Source organism: Sinorhizobium sp. (assembly GCF_059070375.1).
On the sequence record NZ_JCACWC010000002.1, the window covers coordinates 687,160 to 709,079 of the forward strand.

The window sequence follows — 21,920 nt, forward strand, 5'->3', positions numbered from 1 at the left end:
CCCCGCCGGCTGCGGATGCGAGACCGGCCTGCAGTCTACCAGATTTGGCGAAGGTCGACAGCTTGCCGGTGGGAGAGGCTTATCGGAAAATCACAGAAGGCCGGGCACCCACCTCGCTTCCTGCGACCCGTCAGAGCTTGATGCGGGTTCGCCATTCTGGGCCGCGTGATATCCCGGCACCGGCTGCTCCTCTTTGCCTGCGGGCCGCGTGCAGGCGGCAAAAGCGTCGAGATCGCGGTCATAGATTCTCGTCTCGACGTCCATCATGCCGAGCACCGTGTGAAACAGGTTGTCGTGCGATTTGGGCTGGTCGGCGTCCTTGGCAAGACAGCCGGCGTCGACGCCCATCGCAGCCTGGTACGGCTTCGAAAACCAGGCGATGAACGGCACCTGGGTCTGTTCCTTCGGGGCGATCACATAAGGCGCGCCGTGGAGGTAGAGGCCGTTCTCCCCAAGCGACTCGCCGTGATCCGACATATAGATCATCGCGCCGGCAATGCGGTCCTGATGCTTTTCGAGGAGCCGCGCGACGCTGGCGAGGATGTGGTCGGTGTAGAGGATCGTATTGTCGTAGGCATTGACCAGTTCCGCGGTCGAGCAACGCATGAGTTCCGGCGTTCGGCAGTCGGGCGTGAAGCGGCGGAACGCCTCGGGATAGCGAAGGTAGTATGAGGGGCCGTGGCTGCCGAGCTGATGCAGCACGATGACGCTGTTCGACGTCGCCGCCCCGAGTTTCCGGTCGAGATCGCCGAGGAGGATCTCGTCCAGGCATTCGCCGTTGGTGCAAAGCGGGCTGTTCTTGCGGCCGGTCTGGCTTGCGAAGCTGATGAGATCGGCAATCCCCTTGCTGCCGGTATTGTTGTCCCACCAACTCACCGAGACACCGGCATGCGTCAGCACATTGACGAGATTTTCGGTCGAGCGCGCTTTCCAGTCGCTGTACTGGCTGCGCGGATAGACCGAAAACATGCAGGGAAGCGAGACGGCGGTCGCCGTGCCGCAACTCGTCGTGTTGCGGTAGTTGACGACCCCGAGTGCCTGCAATTCCGGATTCGTCTCGCGTTCGTAGCCGTTGAGCGAAAAGTTCATGGCACGCGCCGTCTCGCCCGCAACGACAACGACGACGACCGGTTTCCCCGCGGCGGCAACGCGCGCGCCCTGATGCGCGTCGGTTCCAAGAGGGTGTACGACCAGATTGCGCTCCCGATAGGTCGAAAGGCCGTAGCGCACGGTGGCAATCAGCGGTCCGGACGGATTGAACCTTTTCATGAGGTCCGTATGTTCGCGCAGCGCGTAGGCCACCGTCGCGAAGTTGGAATAGACGAGGCCTGCGCCGACGAGGAGCGATACGGAGACGAAGGCGAAATTGACCGCGGCCTTCCGCAGGAACCGGCGGTGGCGTACCCTGACCCAGGCGATCAGGATCGAAGGGAGGACGGCGTAGACGAGGAGATGCCGCGCAAGGCTGAATGTCAGCAGGTGGCTGGCTTCGGCCTGTGTCGTAACGGCGGCATTGCCGATCATGTCCCGGTCTATGACGATTCCGAAGGTGTCGGCAAAATACGAGGCCGTCGCCGACACCAGGATGAGAATAACCAGCGCCGGCTTCATCAGGTACTTGACCGAGAGAGGCGTCAAGATCGCGAAGAGGACGAGGTAGAGTGCCGCTGCGAAGGCAAGCAGGCTCATCCAGGCGTGATCGAAATAGACGTTGGCATGAGCCCAGAACGAGTTGTTGGTCGCCACCAGCAGATAGAGAGCGACGATCGCGCTCAGGCTTATACTGCCAATCTCGGGCCGGGGAATCCGCGGGATCTTCAAGCTGCTCACCTCCAAAGCCGCGCCCCTTGCAGGCTTGGTGCGGCGTGACCTTCATGTTCCCTGCACCGTTTGCGATCCAGGGGAGCATGCCCAGTAGCCCGGACGAGCTGTCGGAAAGCTGTCGGCATCGCCGGTACAAGCGGCGTCCCCGCGTCCAACGGGGATTTCGCAAGTTGGCACCCCGGAAAAAACGTCCTATGGTCCCTCGTCACCGGCGCCAGAAGACTCAGGCTGCGATCTGCATGCGTTTACTCCTCGTCGAGGACAGTCCTCGCCTTACCGAACTCATCAACGAGACCATGCATGACGCGGGTTGGCGGCTCGACGGCGTTTCGACATTGCGCGATGCCGAGGCCGCCATTGCCGCGCGCGAGCACGATTTGGTTCTCCTCGATCTCGGCCTTCCCGACGGCGACGGCCTGCAGCTCCTGCAATGGATCCGGCGGGAGCATGTCGGCCTGCCGGTGCTGATCATCACCGCACGCGGATCGGTCGACGAGCGTATCGCCGGGCTCGACGCCGGCGCCGACGATTATCTCGTCAAGCCGTTTCACCATCGCGAACTTCTGTCCCGCTGCAGGGCGATGCTCAGGCGAAATCCCAATGCGATACAGCCGGTCCTCGAGGCCGGTGCCCTGCGCTATGATCCTGCAACGGCGGAGCTTACCTGCGAGGGCGCCGTTCTGCCGCTTCCTCCGCGCGAGCGCTCGCTGATCGAAATCCTGTTGCGCGAGGTCGGGCGTGTCGTCCCGAAGCGCAGGCTCGAAACGGCCCTTTCGGAATATGGCCAGGAACTGAGCTCGAATGCGCTGGAACTCGCCGTCTCCAGGGTGCGCAAGCGACTGCAGTCGGCGGAAACCGGCGTGCAGATCGAAACCGTGCGCGGCATTGGTTATCTGCTTCGGACGGTTTGATGAAGAGCTGGAACCCGTCGCTCATCGGCATCGTCGCCCGCCGCGTCATCGCCTTCTCACTGCTCGCCATGATCCTGCAGGTCGGCGTCGTCTTCGCCGACTACTGGTTCGACGATGACGAGCTCAGCGTCCTGATGCTGCAGGAGGAGACAGACACCCTGTCGACCGCAATCGCGAAGCAGGATGGGGAGCTGACATTCAAGCTCAGTCACGAACTGAAAGAGCGTTACCTGGAACGCGATGGACCGGGTGCGATCTATGTGAGGGTGCGCACCGCTTCCGGCTCGGTGCTCTTCACCAATTGCTCGGCCGAATGTTCGGAGCATTTTCTTCCGCTCGCCGTCAACGCACCGACTTTCTGGAAACGGCTGATCGCACCCGGCAAACCCTTCAGCGTTGCCGGCGGCCAATCGTTCGAGCGTTATGGAGAGATCGTGCTCGTAGAGCTGGCCGTCCTGAAGGACCCCAACGGCTTCATGTACAGCGTTTTGCTGCGCGAAATGTTCGATTCCATGATCGTGCCCATGACGCTGATGTTCTGCCTCGTGATCGGGGCCACGATCTGGTCGATCCGCAGTGCGCTCAAACCGGTGGCAGCAGCGGTGCGGGCGGCCGATGCGATCGATCCGCGCGATGGCAATGCCCGCCTCCCCTCGTCGCGCATGCCGGAGGAGATCGAACGCCTTGTCGCGGCCGTCAACCGTCTCCTGGCGCGCGTTGCAGATCTCATCCAGGCGCAGAAGGTCTTTTCCTCCTCGATCGCCCACGAGATCCGCACACCGGTTTCGATCGCCAAGATGGAGCTGAGCCGCATCGACGATCCGCGCGCCCGCAATGCGGAGCGCGATCTCGATGCGCTGACCCACATTCTCGAGCAATTGACCTCGCTTGCCCGGGCCGACTCTGTGGACCCCTCGGCCTTTCAGCGCGCCGACCTCTCGGCGATCGGGGCGGAGGTCGCGCAGACGACTGCGCCATTTGTTTTCGACAACGGCAAGTCCATCGAATTCGTAGACCACGGCACACCGCCCGTAAGCGTGATTGCGCCGCTCATCGAGAACATGTTGCGCAACCTGATCGAAAACGCGGTGAAGCATAATCCGCCCAATACGCGCATAGTGCTCGCCTGTGGTCCCGGACCTCTGGTGTCTGTCGAGGACAACGGAAGGGGTCTCGTCGATCTGCCGGAGCACAATGACGATCTCGGCTACGTCAAACGCTCCGGCCAGCTTGGCCTCGGCCTCAAGATCGTTCACCGCATCGGCGAGCTTCACAAAGCGAGGATCGCGGTCGATACGGTTCCCGGTGGAGGGACGAAAATCACCATCGATTTCGCCGCGGCTGCCTAAGGCCCGTTGAGATCGGATACCCGCGACGACTTATGTTGACTTCCTCATTCCTGTGCTCGTCACGGGAATCCAGCCAGACCGAGTAATTGGGCTGTATAGGCTCTCCCGCGCCGCAGACGCGGCGCTGCTGGATCTCTGTGACAAGCATAGAGAGATGAGGATGAGGAGAGATTGCTGTCCTCCGAATCCTACAGCGCCGCGCGTCTTGTGAGATCGCTAAGGGCTGTTGAGATTAGGGCCACCGCCACCGCTTGTTTGATTTCCTCATTCCTGTGCTTGTCACAGGAATCCAGCCAGACCAAGTCCTTGGGCTGAAAGAACTCTTTCCGCGCCGCAGACGCGGCGCTGCTGGATCCCTGTGACGAGCAGGAGAGATTGCAGTCCTCCGATACGTTTCCTACAGGGCCGCGCGTCTTATAAGACGCGCAAAGGCTGTTGTAGCCTTTCGAACTGCTGCACGTTTTTGTCCATTGATCGGCTACGATCAAAGGAAACATGGCGTTGCAAGACAGTCACTTCATTTCATTCGATCGATTGACTTAGTCGATTGATTGGCGCATCATCGATGCATGATCAAGAATGGAAACCGACCCACTGTGCTCCGAGCGGACCGCGGCGACGCGACGCGGGAAAAGCTGCTCAACACGGCCATCGACGTCTTCGGACGCTATGGCTTCGATGGCGCGACCACGCGAAAGCTCGCCGATGCAGCGGGCGTCAATCTCCAGGCGATTCCCTATTATTTCGGCGGCAAGGAAGGGCTTTATGTAGCCGCCGCCGAGCACCTTGCGTCGATCATCGGCGGCCATGTCGGCGACCTGCGGAGCATGATCGTCACCCGCCTTGCCGAACTCGACGCCGAAGGCGCTGCGATGACGCCGATGGAAGCGCGGCATTTCCTGACCCAGATGGTCCAGAGGATGATCGCTCTCTTCGTCAGCAAGGAATCGGAAAGCTGGGCACGCTTCATCATTCGCGAGCAGATGGAGCCGACCGAAGCATTCAAACGCATCTACGGCAGCATCATGGGGCCGATGATCGACATGGCGAGCCGGCTGATCGGCGCGATCATCGGGGACGACCCGGCTTCGGAGCACATTCGTCTGAGAACTCTCTCCTTCGTCGGAAGCGTTCTGGTGTTTCGAATGGCGCATGCAGCCGTCTATGCCCAGCTCGAATGGGAATCTGCCGGACCGAAGGAGATCGAGACATTGCACCGCCATGCCGCCGAGCTCGTGGCGGTGCTCGGTGCCGAGAGGGACCGCCGGTCATGAGGAAGGTCGCCATACTCGTTGCAATCGTCGCCGCAGCACTCGCCGGTGCCTGGTGGTTCGACCTGCCGGCGCGCCTCGGCTTTGCGGGTGAGCCGCGGCAGGCGGTGCTCTACGGCAATGTTGACATTCGGCAGGTGTCGCTTGGCTTTCGGGTGAGCGGGCGGATCGCTGAGTTGCGCGTCGACGAGGGCGATAGCGTGAAGGCAGGCGACGTGATCGCGAGTCTCGACGCCGAGCCGTTCCGCCAGGCACTCGGTGCCGCCGAAGCGGACGCCGAGGCTGCCCGGGCGACGCTGGCAAAACTCAAGGCCGGCGCCCGCGCAGCCGAAATCGCCCAGGCGAGCGCCACGCATGAAGAACGCCTTGCGGAGCTTGAGAATGCGAAGCTCGCCTATGAACGCGCAAAGCAGCTGCGTCCGAACGGCACGATCTCGCAGGCGGAGCTCGACCAGGCAAACGCCAGCCGTGCAGCGGCGGACGCACGCGCAAGGTCGGCCCGCGAGGCTTTGGTGCTTCTCGAAGAGGGAAATCGCGCCGAGGACATAGCGGCAGCAGCGGCCCAGGCGAATGCCGCGACGGCAAAGGCCGAGAGCGCCCGCATCTCGCTCGATGACACCCAACTTGCCGCCCCGAGCGACGGCGTCATCATATCCCGCGTGCGTGAAACCGGCGCGATCGTCTCGCCCGCCGATATCGTCTACGTGCTTTCGCTGACGGAACCGGTCTGGGTCCGCGCCTATGTCGCAGAGCCCGACCTCGGCCGTGTGCATCCGGGAATGAAGGTGACGATCACCTCCGACACCGCGCCCGATCGCAACTATGAGGGAACCGTCGGCTTCGTATCCCCGGTCGCCGAGTTCACGCCTAAATCGGTTGAGACACCCGAGCTCAGAACCGATCTCGTCTACAGGCTGCGCATCGTGATCGCCAATCCGGGCAAGGATCTTCGCCAGGGCATGCCGGTCACCGTGCACCTGCCGGAAGCGAAGGAGGCTTCCTGATGCCCGCCCCCGCAACGGAGCCCGGTACGGCCCCGTTCGTTCGGCTGAACGCCGTCACCAAGCGGTTCGGTACCGCGCCCCCGGCGCTCGACGCAGTTGCGGGTGAAATCTTCGGCGGATGGGTAACCGGTCTCGTCGGTCCGGATGGCGCAGGCAAAACGACGCTGATCCGGCTGATGACCGGCCTGATGCTGCCGGATGCAGGCACCATAGAAGTGCTCGGCTACGATACCCGGAGGGATCCCGCCAGTATCCAGGCGGCAATCGGCTATATGCCGCAGCGCTTCGGCCTCTATGAAGACCTGTCGGTCCAGGAGAACCTCGACCTCTACGCCGATCTGCGCGGCCTGCCGAAGACCGAGCGCAGCCGGACCTTCGGCGAGTTGCTCGACTTCACCGATCTTGCCCGCTTCACGACGCGGCTTGCCGGCAAGCTCTCCGGCGGAATGAAACAGAAGCTCGGCCTCGCCTGCGCGCTCCTGCGCAAGCCGCGGCTCCTGCTTCTCGACGAGCCGGGCGTCGGCGTCGATCCGATTTCGCGGCGCGACCTCTGGAAGATGGTCGGAAATCTGAGGGCGGAGGGCATCGCCGTCGTCTGGTCGACCGCCTATCTCGAAGAGGCGGAAGCCTGCGACCATGTTTTCCTGCTCAATCAGGGGAGGCTCATGTTTTCCGGCCCGCCGGCGGAGATGACCGGCCGCGTCGAGGACCGCGTCTTTCGCCTCTCCGGCATCCGCGGCCGCCGCCGCGAAGCGCTTGCGCGCCTCCTCGAAGAGCAAGGCGTGGTCGACGGCGTGATCCAGGGCGAAGCCATACGTCTCGTCATGAAGCAGGGTCTTTCACCGCCGCTCGGCGACACGGCCGATGCCGCTCACGCAGCGATCACCCCGCCCCGCTTCGAGGACGCTTTCGTCGATATGCTCGGCGGAGGTCCCGGCGGCCGGTCGAGGCTTGCGGAAACACAGCGCGAGTTCGCCGAAGACGCCGGCAGACCCGTGATCGAGGCGCGGGGTCTGACGAAACGCTTCGGCGACTTTACCGCCGCCGACAACATCACCTTCGATATTCCACGCGGCGAGATTTTCGGCCTCCTCGGCCCCAACGGCGCCGGCAAGTCGACGACGTTCAAAATGCTTTGCGGCCTCCTGAAGCCGACCGCCGGCGAAGGCCGCGTCGCCGGCTTCGACCTCAGGCGCAACGCCCCCGAGGCGCGCAATCGGCTGGGTTACATGGCGCAGAAATTCTCTCTCTACGGTGATTTGAGCGTCATCCAGAACTTCAATTTCTTTGCCGGCGTCTACGGGCTGTCCGGCGCGAGAAAACGCGAACGCATCGCTCTGATGAGCGAAATCTTCGACTTCCGCACGATCCTCGAGATGTCGGCCAAGGACCTGCCGCTCGGTCTCAAGCAGCGTCTGGCGCTTGCCTGTGCCGTGCTCCATGAACCGGAAGTGCTTTTCCTGGACGAACCGACCTCCGGCGTCGATCCAATCACCCGGCGCGAGTTCTGGACCCATATCAACGGCCTTGTCGAAAAGGGCGTGACCGTGCTCGTCACCACGCATTTCATGGATGAGGCGGAATATTGCGACCGCATATCACTCATCTATCGCGGCCGCTCGATCGCACTCGGCTCGCCGGACGACATGAAGGCCCGTGTCGCAAGCAAGGATCTCCCCGACCCGACCATGGAGGACGCGTTCATCGCGCTCGTTCAAGGCTCCGAGGCGAAGGAGGCTGCATGAACGCCGAGAGGAAAATGGCGAAAGCGTACGAACCCGCGGGCCGGGCCCGGCGTTTTGCCGCCCTGGTGCGCAAGGAAACCTATCAGGTCGTACGCGATCCGAGCAGTATCCTGATCGCCTTCGTCCTGCCATTGGTCCTGCTCTTCCTCTTCGGTTATGGCGTGTCGCTCGATACGACGCGCACGCGTGTCGCCCTCGTGGTCGAGGAGGCGACCCCGCTCACGCGCGATCTCGCTGCCAGCTTCGAGGCATCGCGCTACTTTTCCGTCGTCACCGGACGCGACCGCAGGGAATTTGAGGACGACCTTGTCCTCGGACGGGTGCGCGGCATCCTCGTGATCCCCGCCGGCTTTGCCGCCGACCACGCGGCGGGGCGCCATCCGTCGGTCCAGGTGATCGTCGACGGCTCCGATCCGAACACCGCCAATTTCGTGCAGAACTATGCACAGGGTGCTGTTGCCAATTGGGAGCGCCAGCGCTTGAGCGAGGGCCGGAGCCCGCCTCCGGCGATCTCCGCCGAACAGCGCTTCTGGTTCAACCCGCAGCTGACAAGCCGCAACTTCCTGGTTCCGGGCTCGATCGCGATCGTGATGACGCTGGTCGGCACGCTGCTCACCTCGCTCGTCGTCGCCCGCGAATGGGAGCGCGGCACGATGGAGGCGATGATGGCGACGCCCGTCTCCGCCGCCGAGCTGCTCGCCGGCAAGCTGCTGCCCTACTTCGTCCTCGGCCTTACGTCGATGACGCTTTGCGTGCTTGTGGCGGTCTTTCTTTTCGATGTCCCCTTCCGGGGATCGGTGGCGGCGCTCTACGCCCTTTCGGCCACCTTCCTGATGCCGGCGCTCGGACAAGGGCTGCTGATCTCGGCCGCGACGAAGAACCAGTTTCTCGCTTCGCAGCTCGCGCTGATCTCGGCCTTCCTCCCGGCCTTCCTGCTGTCCGGCTTCCTCTTCGAGATCAATTCCATGCCCACCGTCATCCAATGGGTCACCTATGCCGTCCCGGCGCGCTACCTCATTCCCAGTCTGCAGACCGTGTTTCTCGCCGGCGATATCTGGCCGATGTTCGCACGCGCCATCACGGTGATGTTCCTGATCGGCTGCATGTTCTTCGCGCTGGCGGCGCGCAGCACCAGAAAGAGGATCGGCTGACATGTGGTGGACGCGGCTGAAAGCCCTGATCGTCAAGGAGCTGCTCGCGGTCCTGCGCGATCCGAAGGGCCGCACCGTTTTGATCGGCCCGCCGATCATCCAGCTCCTGGTCTTCTCCTATGCGGCGACGCTCGAGGTGACTGACGTCGATCTCATGGTGCTCAACCGTGACAGCGGCCAATGGAGCCAGGAACTCGTGCAGCAGATCGGCGGCTCTCCGACCTTTCGCTCGATAGAGCTCGCGAGCAGCCCTCACCAGGTCCGCCTCGCGATCGATACCCAGCGAGTCCTGGCCGCACTGGAGATCGGCCCCACCTTCTCCCGCGATATCGAGGCGGGGAGACCGGCGGAAGTGCAGATGATCCTCGACGGCCGGCGTTCCAACGCGTCGCAGATCGTCTCCGGCTATCTCGGCCGAATCGTCGGCGTCGTCGCGGCCGAAACGCCGGCGGGCAGGCGTGCGGCCTCCGAGACGATCCGGGTCGAGGTCCGCAACTGGTTCAATCCGAACCTCACCTACCAATGGTTCATGGTGCCGAACCTGGTCGCGAGCATCGCTCTCCTGATCGGGCTTATCGTCACGGCGCTGTCGGTCGCGCGCGAGCGGGAGCTCGGCACTTTCGACCAGCTCATCGTGTCACCGTTGCGCACCCACGAGATCCTGCTCGGCAAGCTCATCCCGCCGATGATGATCGGCCTCTTCCACATCACCATCTATATCCTTGCCGCGGTCTTCATCTTCGGCGTGCCGCTGCGCGGCTCTCTGTTCCTGCTCTATGGGAGCGCCATCTTCTATCTCGCCGCCGTCGTCGGCCTCGGTCTCTTCATCTCGGCGCTGTCCATGACGCAGCAGCAGGCAATCCTCGGGGCCTTCCTCTTCATGGTCCCTGCCATGCTGCTATCCGGCTTCGCGACGCCGATCGAAAATATGCCCTCCTGGCTGCAGCCAGTGACGCTGATCAATCCGCTGCGCTATTTCCTGGTGATCGTGAAAGGTGTGTTTCTAAAGGACATTCCCCTTGCCGAAGTCGTCCACCAGACGCTGCCGCTTTGCCTGATCGCGATCGTCACCCTCTCCTCCGCCGCGTGGCTGTTCCGCAGGCGGCTCGAATGAAGACTAAACAAGCCGGATAGGACCGGGGTAGCGGCTGACGACTTCATCGGACGTGACGAGCGTAAGTCCTTCGACGAGAGACTGCGCGATGAGAATGCGGTCGAATGGGTCCTTGTGGATCAGGGGGAGTTGATCAAGCGCCACCGCATGGGTGCCGTCGACCCGCAGTTCCCGGTAACCATTGTCCAGCAAACCTCGACGCAGGAGCCGTGGATCGGCATCGAAGTCCATCCGCCCCAAGCCACGCTTGATCGCGATCTCCCACACGCTCGCCGCACTGAAGTAAAGCGTATTCTCGGAGCTTTCGATAAGAGCGCGGGCCTCTTTCGACAAGCGGCCGGGTACACCGGCCGCCCAGAGGAGAATGTGCGTATCAAAAAGAATATTCATGCGCCAAAAAGATCTGCAACCTCGTCACGGCCCATCTGATCGAAGTCGTCCGGTACCGTAAACTGACCCGCCATGAAGCCGATCCGCTGCACTTTCGCATCGGAAGGCTGATCGATCGGGATCACCTTCACCATCGGCTTTCCCGCTTTTGCAATGATAAAGGGCTGCCCCTGCGCCGCCTTCTCTATCAGTCGCGATAAGTGGGTTTTCGCTTCGTGAATGTTGACGGTTTCCATTGGAGTCCTCGTAATCGAACTTAGTTCACTAAACTTAGTTCACTCCACATGTCTTTTCAAGATACCGCGCCACCGCACTTATGGTCTCAGCCTTTAACGAACGCTTCGATGGCGGCGATCTCGTTCTGGCGGATGTCGTGGCCGCCGGAATGCCACTCGAATTCCACCTTCGCCTTCTGCTTCGTGAAGTAGTCCCCGAGCGCCCGTGTCAGCGGGGCCGGGCAGATCGGGTCGCGTTCTCCGGCCGTAATCAGGATCTTGCGGCCGGCGAGCGCGGAATTGTCCTCCGGACGGAACGGGATCAGCGGATGCATGAGCACGGCCTTGTCGAAGAGGCCCTCTTCGATCAGTACATTCGCGAGAATGTTGGCACCGTTGGAATAGCCGAGACCGACAATCTCCGAGGCGTCGTGTTCGCCAGCGAGCGCCTTCACGAAACCCGCCATCTTCTCCGTCGCACGCGCGAGGTCCGCCATGTCGTAAACGCCCTCGCCCGTTCGCCGGAAGAAGCGGGCGGCCCCGTGTTCCGATACGTCGCCCCGCGGCGAAACAACGGTGGCCTCCGGCAGGAGCTGCGCCCCGAAGCCGAAAAACTGGTTCTCGTCGCCGCCCGTCCCGTGAAGTACGAAAAGGATCGGACCGCCGGGCCTGCCGGATTTCAATGTGTGCACATAGCCATGATCGACCATCGATTTCTCCTTTGTGTGCGCGTGGTTGCGAACACTTCTTCTATCTAAAGAAGTGCGCTCCTTCCTGCGCCAGCGGAAGGAGCGTACAGGGTGCTGGCCGCTAGGCGTCCAGCTTCTGCAAATGGCTTTCGAGAACCGGGCGCAGATGCTTGTGTTGCTGCGGCAGCTTCAGCGCCTCTCCCAGATGCGCGATGTCCTCGTCCCGGTCGAAACCGGGCTCGTTCGTGGCGATCTCGAAGAGAACGCCGCCGGGCGTGCGGAAATAGATCGCCCAGAAATAGTCCCGGTCGATCACCGGCGTCACGTGGTAGCCGGTGTCCATCAGCGCCTTGCGCACCTCCAACTGCTTCTCGCGGTTGTCGACGGCGAATGCGACGTGGTGAACCGAGCCGGCACCCTGTGCGGCGCGGCTGATGTTTGGCAGCGTCTCCAGATCGACGAGGCTCGCGCCGTTGCCGCCGGGCACGATCAGCCTGGTTACGCCGTCCTTGCGGTCGAGTTCCTCGTAACCCATGAACTTCAGCAGTTCCGCAGTCGCGCCTTCGTCGCGTAGCCGCATGGCGACCGAGTGGAAGCCGCGAATGGCGTGATCCGAGGAGATGCCGCCTTCGGTCCAGGGCGTACGCGGGTCATCCTCGACCTCGACGAGAGCGAAGCCGTCGCCGTCCGGACCGGCAAAGTTCAGGCGCTTTTCGCCAAAGCTTTCCGTCTGCTTGAGACCGCTTGCACCGAGTGCCGCCAGGCGCTCCTGCCAGAAGCCGAGCGAGCCCCGCGGGATTGAAAAGACGGTCGTCCCGACCTCTCCGGTGCCCGCGCGGCCGCGCGGCATCTGCGGAAAGGGAAAATAGGTCATCACCGTGCCGGGGGTGCCGGTCTCGTCGCCATAGTAGAGATGGTAGACGTCCGGCGAGTCGAAGTTCACCGTCTTCTTGACGCGGCGCAGGCCGAGCGTATCGGTGACGAACCGGTTGTTCGTGCGGGCGTCGTCCGCCATCGACGTTACGTGATGCAGGCCTTTGATCTGGTCAAGCATGATCCGCTTCCTTTCTGCCCGCGCTTTGCGGGGTGCGTTGATGTCGGTTAGATGCTCTCTGGACGCCGAGAGCGAAAGACCGTTGCGAAAGAACGGATTGTCAATGGGATGTTGACACGACAGGATGACCGTTAACAATTACGACCACAGACCGGAGAGGACTGCCTGCATGGCAGCTTGCCACGCGTCAGAGCGCCATTTAGCATCGCGGCGGCCGGCAACATTCGATCCTGCGGCCAACACCGCGAGCGGGAGGAGGAGCCCGGCCATCCCGTGAAATACCGTCTCGTTCTTGCCCTCCTTCTCCTGCCGGCAGCCGCAGGATTGATCGCCGTCCAGGGAACCGCCGTCGCCACGCGCAGCTATATGCAGGAGGCCTCGTCGCAGGCGAACACGGCTCTGCGGCTGGCGGTTGCGGCCCTTAGCGGTCACCTGAACCGCTATCAGGCCCTGCCCGCGCTGATCGCCGACCATGATGACGTCAAGGAACTGGTTACGCGTCCGCGCGATCGGCGGCTGCGCGGGGCCGTCAATTCGTATCTCAAGGAGATCAACGAACTCCTCAAGTCTTCCGACATCTACGTCATCACACCGGACGGCAACACGATCGCCGCCAGCAATTACGATGGACCGACGAGCTTTGTCGGCGAGAATTTCAGTTACCGCCCCTATTTTCAGGACGCACTCAAGGGGAACCAGTCCCGCTTCTATGCTCTCGGCACGACATCGCTGAAGCGCGGTTACTATTTCGGTGCGCCGGTCCGCGTCGGAGGGGACATCCGCGGCGTGATCGTGTTCAAGGTGGATATCGAAACCATCGAAGCCTCCTGGCAGGGTGGCGAATACCGGATCTTCGTCTCCGACCCCGAAGGCATCATCTTCATGAGCGGCAATCCTGCATGGCTCTATGCCGGGATCCTGCCGCTGACGCCTGACCGGCTTGCCCGGACGGAGGGCTCGAGGCGCTATGCGGACGCCACGCTCCGCCCCCTGCCGGTCGTACAAAGCGAGCTTTCCGGACATCGATTGCTAAAGGTGTCCGAGGGCGGCGAGCGGGAATATCTGGCCCTCTCGCATTATATGCCGGAGGCGGATTGGACCGTGAACGTTCTTACGGACACGGCATCCGTGCGGACCCAGGCCCTGACCACGGTTGCAGCCGTCATGCTGCTCCTTTGCCTCGCCGGCCTGGCGATCGCGATCATCATCCAACGGCGCGCAAGGCTCAGGGAACGCATTCTGATGCAGGAGCAGGCGCAGGAGGAACTCGAGCGCCGCGTCGAGGAGCGCACGGCGGATCTTGCACGCGTCAATTCGCAGATCGAAGCGGAGATCGCCGAACGGCGGCTCACCGAGCAGCAGTTGCGCCAGACCCAGGCCGATCTCATCCAGGCGGGCAAACTCGCCGGCCTCGGGCAGATGTCCGCTGCCCTGTCTCACGAATTCAACCAGCCGCTCGCCGCCGCCAAGACCTATGCCGACAGCGCCGCGCTGCTCATCGAGCGTGGCCGCACGGCCGAGGCGAGCGATAATGTCCGGCGGATTTCGGGCTTGATCGACCGTATGGCCTCGATCAGCCGTCACCTGCGCAATTTTGCGCGAAAACCCAATGAAAAGCTCGGCCCGGTTCGTCTCGACGAGGTGATGCGCGACACGCTGGAGATCGTGGCAGTCCGGTTGAAAGCGGCAGACGCCGAAACGGATACCGATCTCGGCGATGAGCTGGCGGTCCTCGCCGGTTCGGTCCGCTTGCAGCAGGTGCTCGTCAACGTGATCTCGAACGCCGCCGACGCCGTCGAAGGACTTGACGATCGCAAGCTGTCCGTGCGCGCCTGGCGCGAAGGCGGCAGGATCGTGCTGACGGTGCGCGATCGCGGCGCGGGCGTTGCTCCGGCAGTTGCTGAACGCATCTTCGATCCGTTCTACACGACCAAGGGCGTGGGAAGAGGCCTCGGCCTCGGCCTGTCCATTTCCTACAACATCATCAAGGATTTCGGAGGAAGCCTCACCGTGTCGAACCATCCGGAGGGTGGCGCGGTGTTTCGTATCGAGCTTGCCGTTGCCGGAGAAACCGGGCGGGAGGCAGCCGAATGAGCGAAACCCGCATCCTGCTCGTCGACGATGAAGAGGAACTGCGTCGCTCCAGCGCTCAGGCGCTGGAACTCGCCGGCTTCCGGGTGGATACGTTTGCCAGCGCCGAGCATGCGCTCGAACGCATCGCCTTCAGCTTCCACGGCGTCATCATCAGCGATATCCGCATGCCCGGAATGGACGGAATGACCTTTCTGCAGCGTATCCGCGAGATCGATGCCGAACTGCCGGTGATCCTGGTGACCGGACACGGCGATGTGCAGCTGGCGGTCCGGGCGATGCGCGAGGGCGCCTATGATTTCGTCGAAAAGCCCTTCACCGCCCAGATGCTTGCCGGCACCATTCGCCGCGCGCTCGATTGGCGTGGTCTCGTGCTCGAGAACCGCCGCCTGCGGGCCGTTGCGGGCAAACGCGACGACATAGAACAGCGGCTGCCCGGGCGAAGCCAGGCAATGGTCGACCTGCGCTACCGCATCAGGGCGATCGGCGCCTCCGACGCCGATACGCTGATCATCGGCGAAACGGGAGTTGGAAAAGAAGTCGTCGCCCGCGCGCTCCACGATTTGAGCAGCCGCGCGAGCGGCCCGTTCATCGCCATCAATTGCGCCGCCCTTCCCGAAAACCTGATCGAAAGCGAGCTCTTCGGGCACGAACCGGGCGCATTCCCCGGAGCGCTCAGGCCGCGCTACGGCAAATTCGAGCATGGCCGCGGCGGCACCATCCTGCTCGACGAGATCGGCTCCATGCCTTACGATCTCCAGGCGAAATTCCTTCGCGTGCTGCAGGAGCGGGTCATAACCCGCCTCGGCTCGAACGAGACCGTACCGCTCGATGTTCGTTTCATCGCGACTAGCAAGGTCGACCTAGAACGCGAGGTAGCAAGCGGCCGCTTTCGTGCCGACCTGCTTTACCGGTTGAACGTCGCAACCTTGAGAGTGCCGACGCTTTCGCAGCGCCGTTCCGATATCTCCCTGCTCTTCATGCAGCTCGTCCGCGAATCCGCCGCTCGCTACGGCCGGGACGACATCGTCGTCTCGCCCGCGCTCGCATCCGAAATGGCCGCACGCGAGTGGCCCGGCAACGTGCGCGAGTTGCGCAATGCCGCAGAGCGTCTGGTCCTCGGGCTCGAAGCCGAACGCGAAGAAGTGCTTGCATCGGCGAACGGCCGGCGCCTGGCCGACAAGGTGGCCGCCTTCGAAAAGAGCGTCATCGCCAGCGCTCTCGCGGCCCATGGCGGCGCGTTGAAGCCCGTCTACGAGTCGCTCGGCATTTCACGCAAGACGCTCTACGAGAAGATGCAGAAGTTCGGGCTCGACAAGAAGGCGTTATCGGAGGAGCGGTAATGCTCCGAGGGCCAGGCTGCCCTTCACCCTCCCCGCACGCGGGGTGAGGGGACGTGCCCTGAAAATGTGCGGTCATGTTGACGAATTCGGGCCGTATAGCCCCTTCTCCCCGCTTGCGGGGAGAAGGGACGCGGCAGCGGGATGAGGGCAATCCGGCACGAGATTGCCTGCCTCACACGTTGAAAGCGGCTCCGATCAGCGTCTTGGTATAGGGCTCCCTCGGTGCATCGAAGATCGCGTCCGTTTCCCCCTCTTCGACGATCCGGCCGTTCTTCATCACGATCACATAGTCGGACATCGCCTTCACCACCGAAAGATCGTGGCTGATGAAGATGTAGGAGAGACCGTGCTTTTCCTGCAGACCGCGCAGGAGTTCGATCACCTGCCCCTGCACCGACCGGTCGAGGGCCGAAGTCGGCTCGTCGAGAATGACGACCTTCGGCTTCAGGATGATCGCGCGGGCGATCGCGATGCGCTGGCGCTGTCCGCCGGAGAATTCATGCGGATAGCGGTTGCGCGAGGCGGGGTCGAGGCCGACTTCCTTCAGCGCTGCGATGGCCCTGCGGTCGCGGTCGGCACGGCTCAGGTCGGGCTCATGCACATGGAGGCCTTCGGTGATGATCTCCCCCACGGTCCGGCGTGGGGAGAGCGACCCGTAAGGGTCCTGAAAGACGAGCTGCAGCTGGCGGCGCAGCGGTCGCATCGCGCCGCGGTCGAAGCCGGAAATGTCGGTCGAGCCGAAACGGTAGTAGCCGCTGCTCGGCAGAAGCCTCAGCAGCGCCCGGCCGAGCGTCGACTTCCCGGAGCCGGATTCGCCGACGATCCCGATCGTCTGGCCCTGCCTGAGCCTCAGATTGACGCCGTCGACTGCACGGAAAGCGGCTGAGGCTCCGCGGAAGAGGCCGCCAGGGATCGTATAGTCCACCGCGACATTGCGACCCTCCAGGATGATCGGGGCATTGTCGGAAGGCGGAGGCTTGCGCCCGCTCGGTTCGGCCTCGAGCAGCATCCTGGTATAGTCCGCCTTCGGCCGCTCGAAGATATCGGCCGTCACCCCCTGCTCCACGACCTCGCCGCGGCGCATGACCGCGACCCGGTCGGCGAAGTACTTGACGATGCCGAGGTCGTGGGTGATCAGAACGATCGCCATGCCGAAGCGCCTTTGCAGCGATTTGAGCAGATCGAGGATCTGGGCCTGGATGGTCACGTCCAGGGCGGTCGTCGGCTCGTCGGCGATCAGGATGTCCGGCTCGTTGGCAAGCGCCATGGCGATCATGACGCGCTGGCGCTGGCCGCCGGAAAGCTCGTGCGGATAGCTGTCGATGCGCCGCCCCGGTTCGGGAATGCCGACGAGCTCCAGGAGCTCGAGGACGCGTCTGCGCGCCTCCCTGAAGCTGCCGCCCCGGTGATGGACGATCGGCTCGGCGATCTGGCGGCCGATCGTGTAAAGCGGGTCGAGCGAAGTCATCGGCTCCTGGAAGATCATGGTGATCTTCGAGCCGCGCACCTTGTTCAGTGCCTTCGGTGCAAGGCCCACGAGTTCCTGGCCGCGATAGCGCGCCGAACCCGTCACCGTCCCGTTCTTGGCGAGCAGACCCATGATGCCCATCATGGTCTGGCTCTTGCCCGAACCGGATTCGCCGACAACTGCGAGCGTCTCGCCGGAACGGACGTCGAGATCGATGCCCTTGACCGCTTCGACGGTGCCGTCAGGGGTGGAAAAGTCGACCTTCAGGCCGCGCACAGCGAGAATGGAGTCCTTCATCTCTGTCATGTCAGCGGTCCTTCGGGTCGAGCGCATCGCGCAGGCCGTCGCCGACGAAATTCAGCGAGAACAGCGTCACGACGAAGAAGATGGCGGGGAAGATCAAGAGCCACGGCGCCGACTGTATATTGTTTGCACCTTCCGAGATCAGGGCACCCCAGCTGGTAAGCGGCGCCTGCACGCCCAGCCCGAGGAACGACAGGAAACTCTCGAGCAGGATGACCTTCGGCACGACGACGGTGACGAAGACGATGACCGGACCGATCGTATTCGGGATGATGTGCCGGCGGATGATCTGCCAGTCGGTCAGACCCAGCGCCTGCGCCGCTCCAACGAACTCACGCCGCTTGAGCGCCAGCGTCTGGCCGCGCACGATACGGGCCATATCCAGCCATTCGACAGCCCCGATCACCAGAAAGATCAGGATGAAGCTGCGGCCGAAGAAGACGACGAGCACTACGACGAGGAAAACGAAGGGCAGCGAATAGAGGATCTCGACCAGGCGCATCATGACGTTATCGACGCGCCCGCCGATATAGCCCGATGTCGCCCCGTATACGACGCCGATGCCGAGCGAAACGAGACTCGCCAGCAGGCCGACGGCGATGGAGATCTGGCCGCCCAGCATCACCCGGACAAGTAGGTCGCGGCCGTTGGAATCGGTGCCGAAGGGGAAATATTCCCGAGCCACCTCGCCCTCGACCTTCAGGGTACGGCCATCGTTCTCCGTCGCGACCACCTCGGTGTTCTCGAACTCGTTCGCCCGGTCGAAATAGCGTGTGGCGCGAGGATCGATAGGCTCGTCCGAAGTCACCGTGGCGGTGAAGGTCTGGCCTTCGACGTTGAATTCCGTGAGCGTGACGCGTGCACGGGTCGCCACGCCTTCCATCACGTCCTGAAGTGTCGAGGTGTCCGGACGCGGCTCGAGGCTGGGGCCGATCGTGACATAGGACGGAAAGACCTGATCGTAGCTGTGAGGCGAAAAAAGCGGCCCCACGAAGGAAAAGAGCGCGATGAGCACCAGCATGACGCAACCGGCCATGGCCGGGCGGTTGCGGCGGAAGCGCAGCGTTGCAAGCTGAAAGAGGCTGCGGCCTTTGGTTTCGGGCATCGATGCCGGGATCTGAGCGATATCAGTCATGGCGAACCCTCGGATCGAGCAGGCCGTAGAGAATATCGACCAGAAGATTGAAGAGGATGACGAAGATGGCGATGAGGATCACGGTGCCCATTACCAGGGTATAGTCGCGGTTGATCGCTCCGAGCACGAAGTAGCGCCCGACGCCCGGTATAGTGAAGATCGTTTCCACCACGGCCGAGCCCGTAAGGAGGGCGGCGGCGCAAGGAGCAAGATAGGAGACGACCGGCAGCATGGCACCGCGCATGGCGTGCGTCACGACCACGGCGCGGGACGGCAGGCCATAGGCTTTCGCGGTGCGGATATGATCCGTATTGAGGGCCTCGATCATCGAGCCGCGCGTGAGCCTGGCGAAGACCGCAAGCTGGGGAAGCGCGAGCGCGATCATCGGCAGGATGAGAAAGCGGAGAGAACCGTCGCCCCAGCCGCCGGCGGGCAGCCACGCGAGCACGATCGCAAAGATCAGCGTCAGCACGGGACCGACGACGAAGTTCGGCACGGTGACCCCGATCGTGGAAACCGACATGACCGCGAAATCCAGGAAGCTGTTCTGCCGCAAGGCGGCGATCGTTCCCGTTATGACGCCGCCGACGACCGCGAGCAACAGCGCGTAAAAGCCGAGCTCCATCGAATAGGGCAGTCCTTTGCCGATCAGCTGCGCGACATTGTTGTCGTGGTAAATGTAGCTCGGACCGAAGTCGCCCGTGACGGCATTGCCGAGATAGGTGGCATATTGGCGCCAGAGCGGCTGATCGAGGTGATAGGTCCTCATCAGGTTCTCCATCGTGGAGGGCGGGAGAGGACGCTCGAGGTTGAAGGGCCCACCGGGGGCAAAACGCATCAGAAAGAAGGATATGGTGACGACGATGAACAGCGTCGGCACCGCACTCGCCAGCCGGCGAAGGATGAAGGAGATCATTGACTTTGCTCCGGAGGCGACGCGCGGGTGCCCGCGCGTCGCCTCAGTTCGTTATTCGGCGATGCTCAGGAACTTGCTCAGATGCGCATTCGGCGCATTGTCCTGCCAGCCCTTGACCCGTTCCGAAACGAGCCAGAGGTCCGCCTGGGTCAGGAACGGCGCTATCGGCTGCTCCTTCATCAGCAGAGTTTCAGCCTCGTGCATGATCTTCGATCGTGCCGCCGGATCCTGTTCCTCATAGGACTTCTTCATCAGCGCATCGAATTCGGCGTTTTCGAAATGGCCGTAGTTGAAGGTCTTGTTGGTGCTGAGGCTCAGTGCCAGGAAGTTCTCGGCATCGGCGTAATCGGCGACCCAGCCGGCACGCGCGACGTTGAACTTGCCGCCCTCCTGCAGGTAGGCATAGTGCGACGACACGTCGAGATTCACCAGCGAGACCTTGGCGCCGAAGGTGTTCTTCCACATGTCGGCGACCGCCGTCGCGACACGCTCATGGTTGGGATTGGTGTTGTAGCGGATTTCGATGTTGAGCGGCTTGCCGCCCTCGCCGTAACCGGCTTCCTTCATCAACTCGATCGCCTTGTCCTCGCGGTCGAGTTGCGACATGTCGGCAAAGTCGGCCTTGGCGGGATCGCCGTAGCTCTCGATGCCCGGCGGGACCATCGAATAGGACGGCAGCTGCGAACCGCTGTAGATTTCCTTGGCAAGGAAGTCGCGGTCGACCGCCATCGAAAGTGCCCGGCGGACGCGTACATCGCTATAGGGCTCCTGGCGGGTGTCGAAAGCGTAGTAGTAGGTGGCAAGCGTCGGGGAAACGTGCACCTGCTCTCCATAGGACGTGCGCAGGCGCTCGATCTGGTCGGCGGAGAAGTTGTAGGCGAGATCCATTTCCTTCGCTTCGAAACGACGGACAGAGGCCGCCTGATCGTCGATCGGATAGAAGATCACCTTGTCGAGCTTGACATTGGCGGCATCCCAATAATTGGTGTTCTTCTCCACCGTCAGGCTGTCGTTCGGCACATGCGCCGTCAGCTTGAATGCGCCATTCGAAACCATCACACCCGGTTTGACGAAGTCCGCGCCGTTCTTTTCGACGCTCGCCTTGCTGACCGGAAGCGCCGTCTGGTGTGCGAGCAGTTCCAGGAAGAAGGGCGTCGGCCGTTCGAGGGTAACCTCCAGGGTCTTTTCGTCGACGGCCTTTACGCCGAGCTGGTCGACCGGCACTTCGCCCTTGTTGACCTTTTCGGCGTTCTTGATCGGGAAGAGGATGTTGGCGTATTCGGCCGCGGTCTTCGGATCCTCCACGCGGCGGAAGGAGAAGGCGAAATCCTCTGCCGTCACCGGCGATCCGTCCGACCACTTGGCATCGGCACGCAGTTTGAACGTGTAGACGGTACCGTCGTCCGAAAGCTCCCAGGTTTCGGCGGCGCCCGGAACGATCTTGCCCGCGGCATCGTAGATCGTCAGGCCTTCATAGAGGTCCTTGAGGATGAACTCCTCGATGTTGATGGAGGTGTGGGCCTGGTCGAGCGTCTGCGGTTCGCCGGCATTGCCGCGGTGAAGTACCGCGTCGGCGAGCGCGGGGCTTGCCCCGATGAGCAGCGAGCCTATGAGCGCAGCGGCCCTGAGATTGAGTTTCAGTGAAGCCATTTTTCTTCTCCTTCCCCTCGTTTTGGGTTCATTGATCGCAGGAGAGAAGTGCAAATTTTCAGCGAACGCAAGCGATCTGCCCGGAAAATTGCAGCCTTCTCTTTAAAACGCGAACGCCGATAATCGCTGAGGTTGTATAGGCGTTTGCGACGAATTTCCTCCCTTTCACGACGCAGGTCTGCCGGCCGGCCCCGGCGCGCGGAGATCCACCTGCAACGTTGTAGATCGCTTCGGCATATTGCGCTTCGTTACGGAAGAATGCTCCGAAAGAGCAGTCATGCAACCTTCATGAATTGT

General features: G+C 62.6%; 18 protein-coding genes. 9 read left to right on the plus strand and 9 right to left on the minus strand.

Translation table 11 applies throughout. From position 1 onward, the window contains the following. Window positions 1-90 precede the first annotated feature (90 nt). Window positions 91-1,821, minus strand: coding sequence for a phosphoethanolamine transferase (locus AC5J09_RS07790; RefSeq protein ID WP_494297327.1), 1,731 nt, complete (start codon window positions 1,819-1,821; stop codon window positions 91-93). 242 nt (window positions 1,822-2,063) lie between these two features. Between AC5J09_RS07790 and AC5J09_RS07795 the strand changes: the two genes are divergently transcribed. The 7 genes from AC5J09_RS07795 to AC5J09_RS07825 all read left to right on the plus strand — a co-directional run bounded on the left by AC5J09_RS07795 (window position 2,064) and on the right by AC5J09_RS07825 (window position 10,369). Then, window positions 2,064-2,735, plus strand: a complete 672-nt coding sequence (locus AC5J09_RS07795) for a response regulator (protein WP_275599177.1) — start codon at window positions 2,064-2,066, stop codon at window positions 2,733-2,735. Further along, on the plus strand, window positions 2,735-4,084 hold the full coding sequence (locus AC5J09_RS07800) for a sensor histidine kinase (protein WP_494297328.1): 1,350 nt from the start codon (window positions 2,735-2,737) through the stop codon (window positions 4,082-4,084). The genes AC5J09_RS07795 and AC5J09_RS07800 overlap by 1 nt, the downstream gene beginning before the upstream one ends. Window positions 4,085-4,653: 569 nt before the next feature. After that, window positions 4,654-5,358: a CerR family C-terminal domain-containing protein gene (locus tag AC5J09_RS07805; RefSeq protein WP_494297329.1), complete on the plus strand. Its 705-nt coding sequence runs from the start codon at window positions 4,654-4,656 to the stop codon at window positions 5,356-5,358. Then, on the plus strand, window positions 5,355-6,359 hold the full coding sequence (gene hlyD / locus AC5J09_RS07810; protein ID WP_494297330.1) for a secretion protein HlyD: 1,005 nt from the start codon (window positions 5,355-5,357) through the stop codon (window positions 6,357-6,359). Before AC5J09_RS07805 ends, hlyD begins: the two co-directional genes overlap by 4 nt. Further along, window positions 6,359-8,104: an ATP-binding cassette domain-containing protein gene (locus tag AC5J09_RS07815; RefSeq protein WP_275599182.1), complete on the plus strand. Its 1,746-nt coding sequence runs from the start codon at window positions 6,359-6,361 to the stop codon at window positions 8,102-8,104. Before hlyD ends, AC5J09_RS07815 begins: the two co-directional genes overlap by 1 nt. After that, window positions 8,101-9,255 carry an ABC transporter permease gene (locus AC5J09_RS07820; protein WP_018098437.1) on the plus strand — a complete coding sequence of 385 codons (1,155 nt, stop codon included), beginning with the start codon at window positions 8,101-8,103 and terminating at the stop codon, window positions 9,253-9,255. Before AC5J09_RS07815 ends, AC5J09_RS07820 begins: the two co-directional genes overlap by 4 nt. A gap of 1 nt (window position 9,256) precedes the next feature. Beyond that, window positions 9,257-10,369: an ABC transporter permease gene (locus AC5J09_RS07825; RefSeq protein WP_494297331.1), complete on the plus strand. Its 1,113-nt coding sequence runs from the start codon at window positions 9,257-9,259 to the stop codon at window positions 10,367-10,369. Window positions 10,370-10,372: 3 nt separating this feature from the next. Here AC5J09_RS07825 and AC5J09_RS07830 read toward each other — a convergent pair whose 3' ends face one another. From AC5J09_RS07830 to AC5J09_RS07845, 4 genes are all read right to left on the minus strand, one after another. Beyond that, entirely contained in the window at window positions 10,373-10,759 is a 387-nt protein-coding gene (locus AC5J09_RS07830; protein WP_100670199.1) for a type II toxin-antitoxin system VapC family toxin, read from the minus strand. Further along, a complete protein-coding gene (locus AC5J09_RS07835) occupies window positions 10,756-10,995 on the minus strand; it encodes a type II toxin-antitoxin system Phd/YefM family antitoxin (protein ID WP_100670198.1) in 240 nt (79 codons plus the stop codon). Before AC5J09_RS07835 ends, AC5J09_RS07830 begins: the two co-directional genes overlap by 4 nt. Before the next feature lie 86 nt (window positions 10,996-11,081). Continuing rightward, window positions 11,082-11,684 carry an alpha/beta hydrolase gene (locus AC5J09_RS07840; protein ID WP_411922826.1) on the minus strand — a complete coding sequence of 201 codons (603 nt, stop codon included), beginning with the start codon at window positions 11,682-11,684 and terminating at the stop codon, window positions 11,082-11,084. A 100-nt stretch (window positions 11,685-11,784) separates the two neighbouring features. Continuing rightward, window positions 11,785-12,717, minus strand: a complete 933-nt coding sequence (locus AC5J09_RS07845) for a VOC family protein (RefSeq protein ID WP_494297332.1) — start codon at window positions 12,715-12,717, stop codon at window positions 11,785-11,787. A 273-nt stretch (window positions 12,718-12,990) separates the two neighbouring features. Between AC5J09_RS07845 and AC5J09_RS07850 the strand changes: the two genes are divergently transcribed. Further along, entirely contained in the window at window positions 12,991-14,811 is a 1,821-nt protein-coding gene (locus tag AC5J09_RS07850; RefSeq protein ID WP_494297333.1) for a sensor histidine kinase, read from the plus strand. Then, window positions 14,808-16,151, plus strand: a complete 1,344-nt coding sequence (locus AC5J09_RS07855; RefSeq protein ID WP_494297334.1) for a sigma-54-dependent transcriptional regulator — start codon at window positions 14,808-14,810, stop codon at window positions 16,149-16,151. Before AC5J09_RS07850 ends, AC5J09_RS07855 begins: the two co-directional genes overlap by 4 nt. A gap of 172 nt (window positions 16,152-16,323) precedes the next feature. Here the strand turns inward: AC5J09_RS07855 and AC5J09_RS07860 are convergent, their stop codons facing one another. The 4 genes from AC5J09_RS07860 to AC5J09_RS07875 are packed head-to-tail and all read right to left on the minus strand — an operon-like array spanning window position 16,324 to window position 21,623. After that, the gene (locus AC5J09_RS07860; RefSeq protein WP_494297335.1) at window positions 16,324-17,925 is read right to left on the minus strand and encodes an ABC transporter ATP-binding protein; all 1,602 of its coding nucleotides are present in this window, start codon (window positions 17,923-17,925) and stop codon (window positions 16,324-16,326) included. Between the two features lies 1 nt (window position 17,926). Beyond that, complete coding sequence (locus tag AC5J09_RS07865; RefSeq protein WP_411922830.1) at window positions 17,927-19,057, minus strand: ABC transporter permease; 1,131 nt, start codon at window positions 19,055-19,057, stop codon at window positions 17,927-17,929. Continuing rightward, a complete protein-coding gene (gene oppB / locus AC5J09_RS07870) occupies window positions 19,050-19,973 on the minus strand; it encodes an oligopeptide ABC transporter permease OppB (protein WP_003529067.1) in 924 nt (307 codons plus the stop codon). The genes AC5J09_RS07865 and oppB overlap by 8 nt, the downstream gene beginning before the upstream one ends. Window positions 19,974-20,024: 51 nt before the next feature. Next, complete coding sequence (locus tag AC5J09_RS07875; protein WP_494297336.1) at window positions 20,025-21,623, minus strand: peptide ABC transporter substrate-binding protein; 1,599 nt, start codon at window positions 21,621-21,623, stop codon at window positions 20,025-20,027. Between the last annotated feature and the right edge of the window lie 297 nt (window positions 21,624-21,920).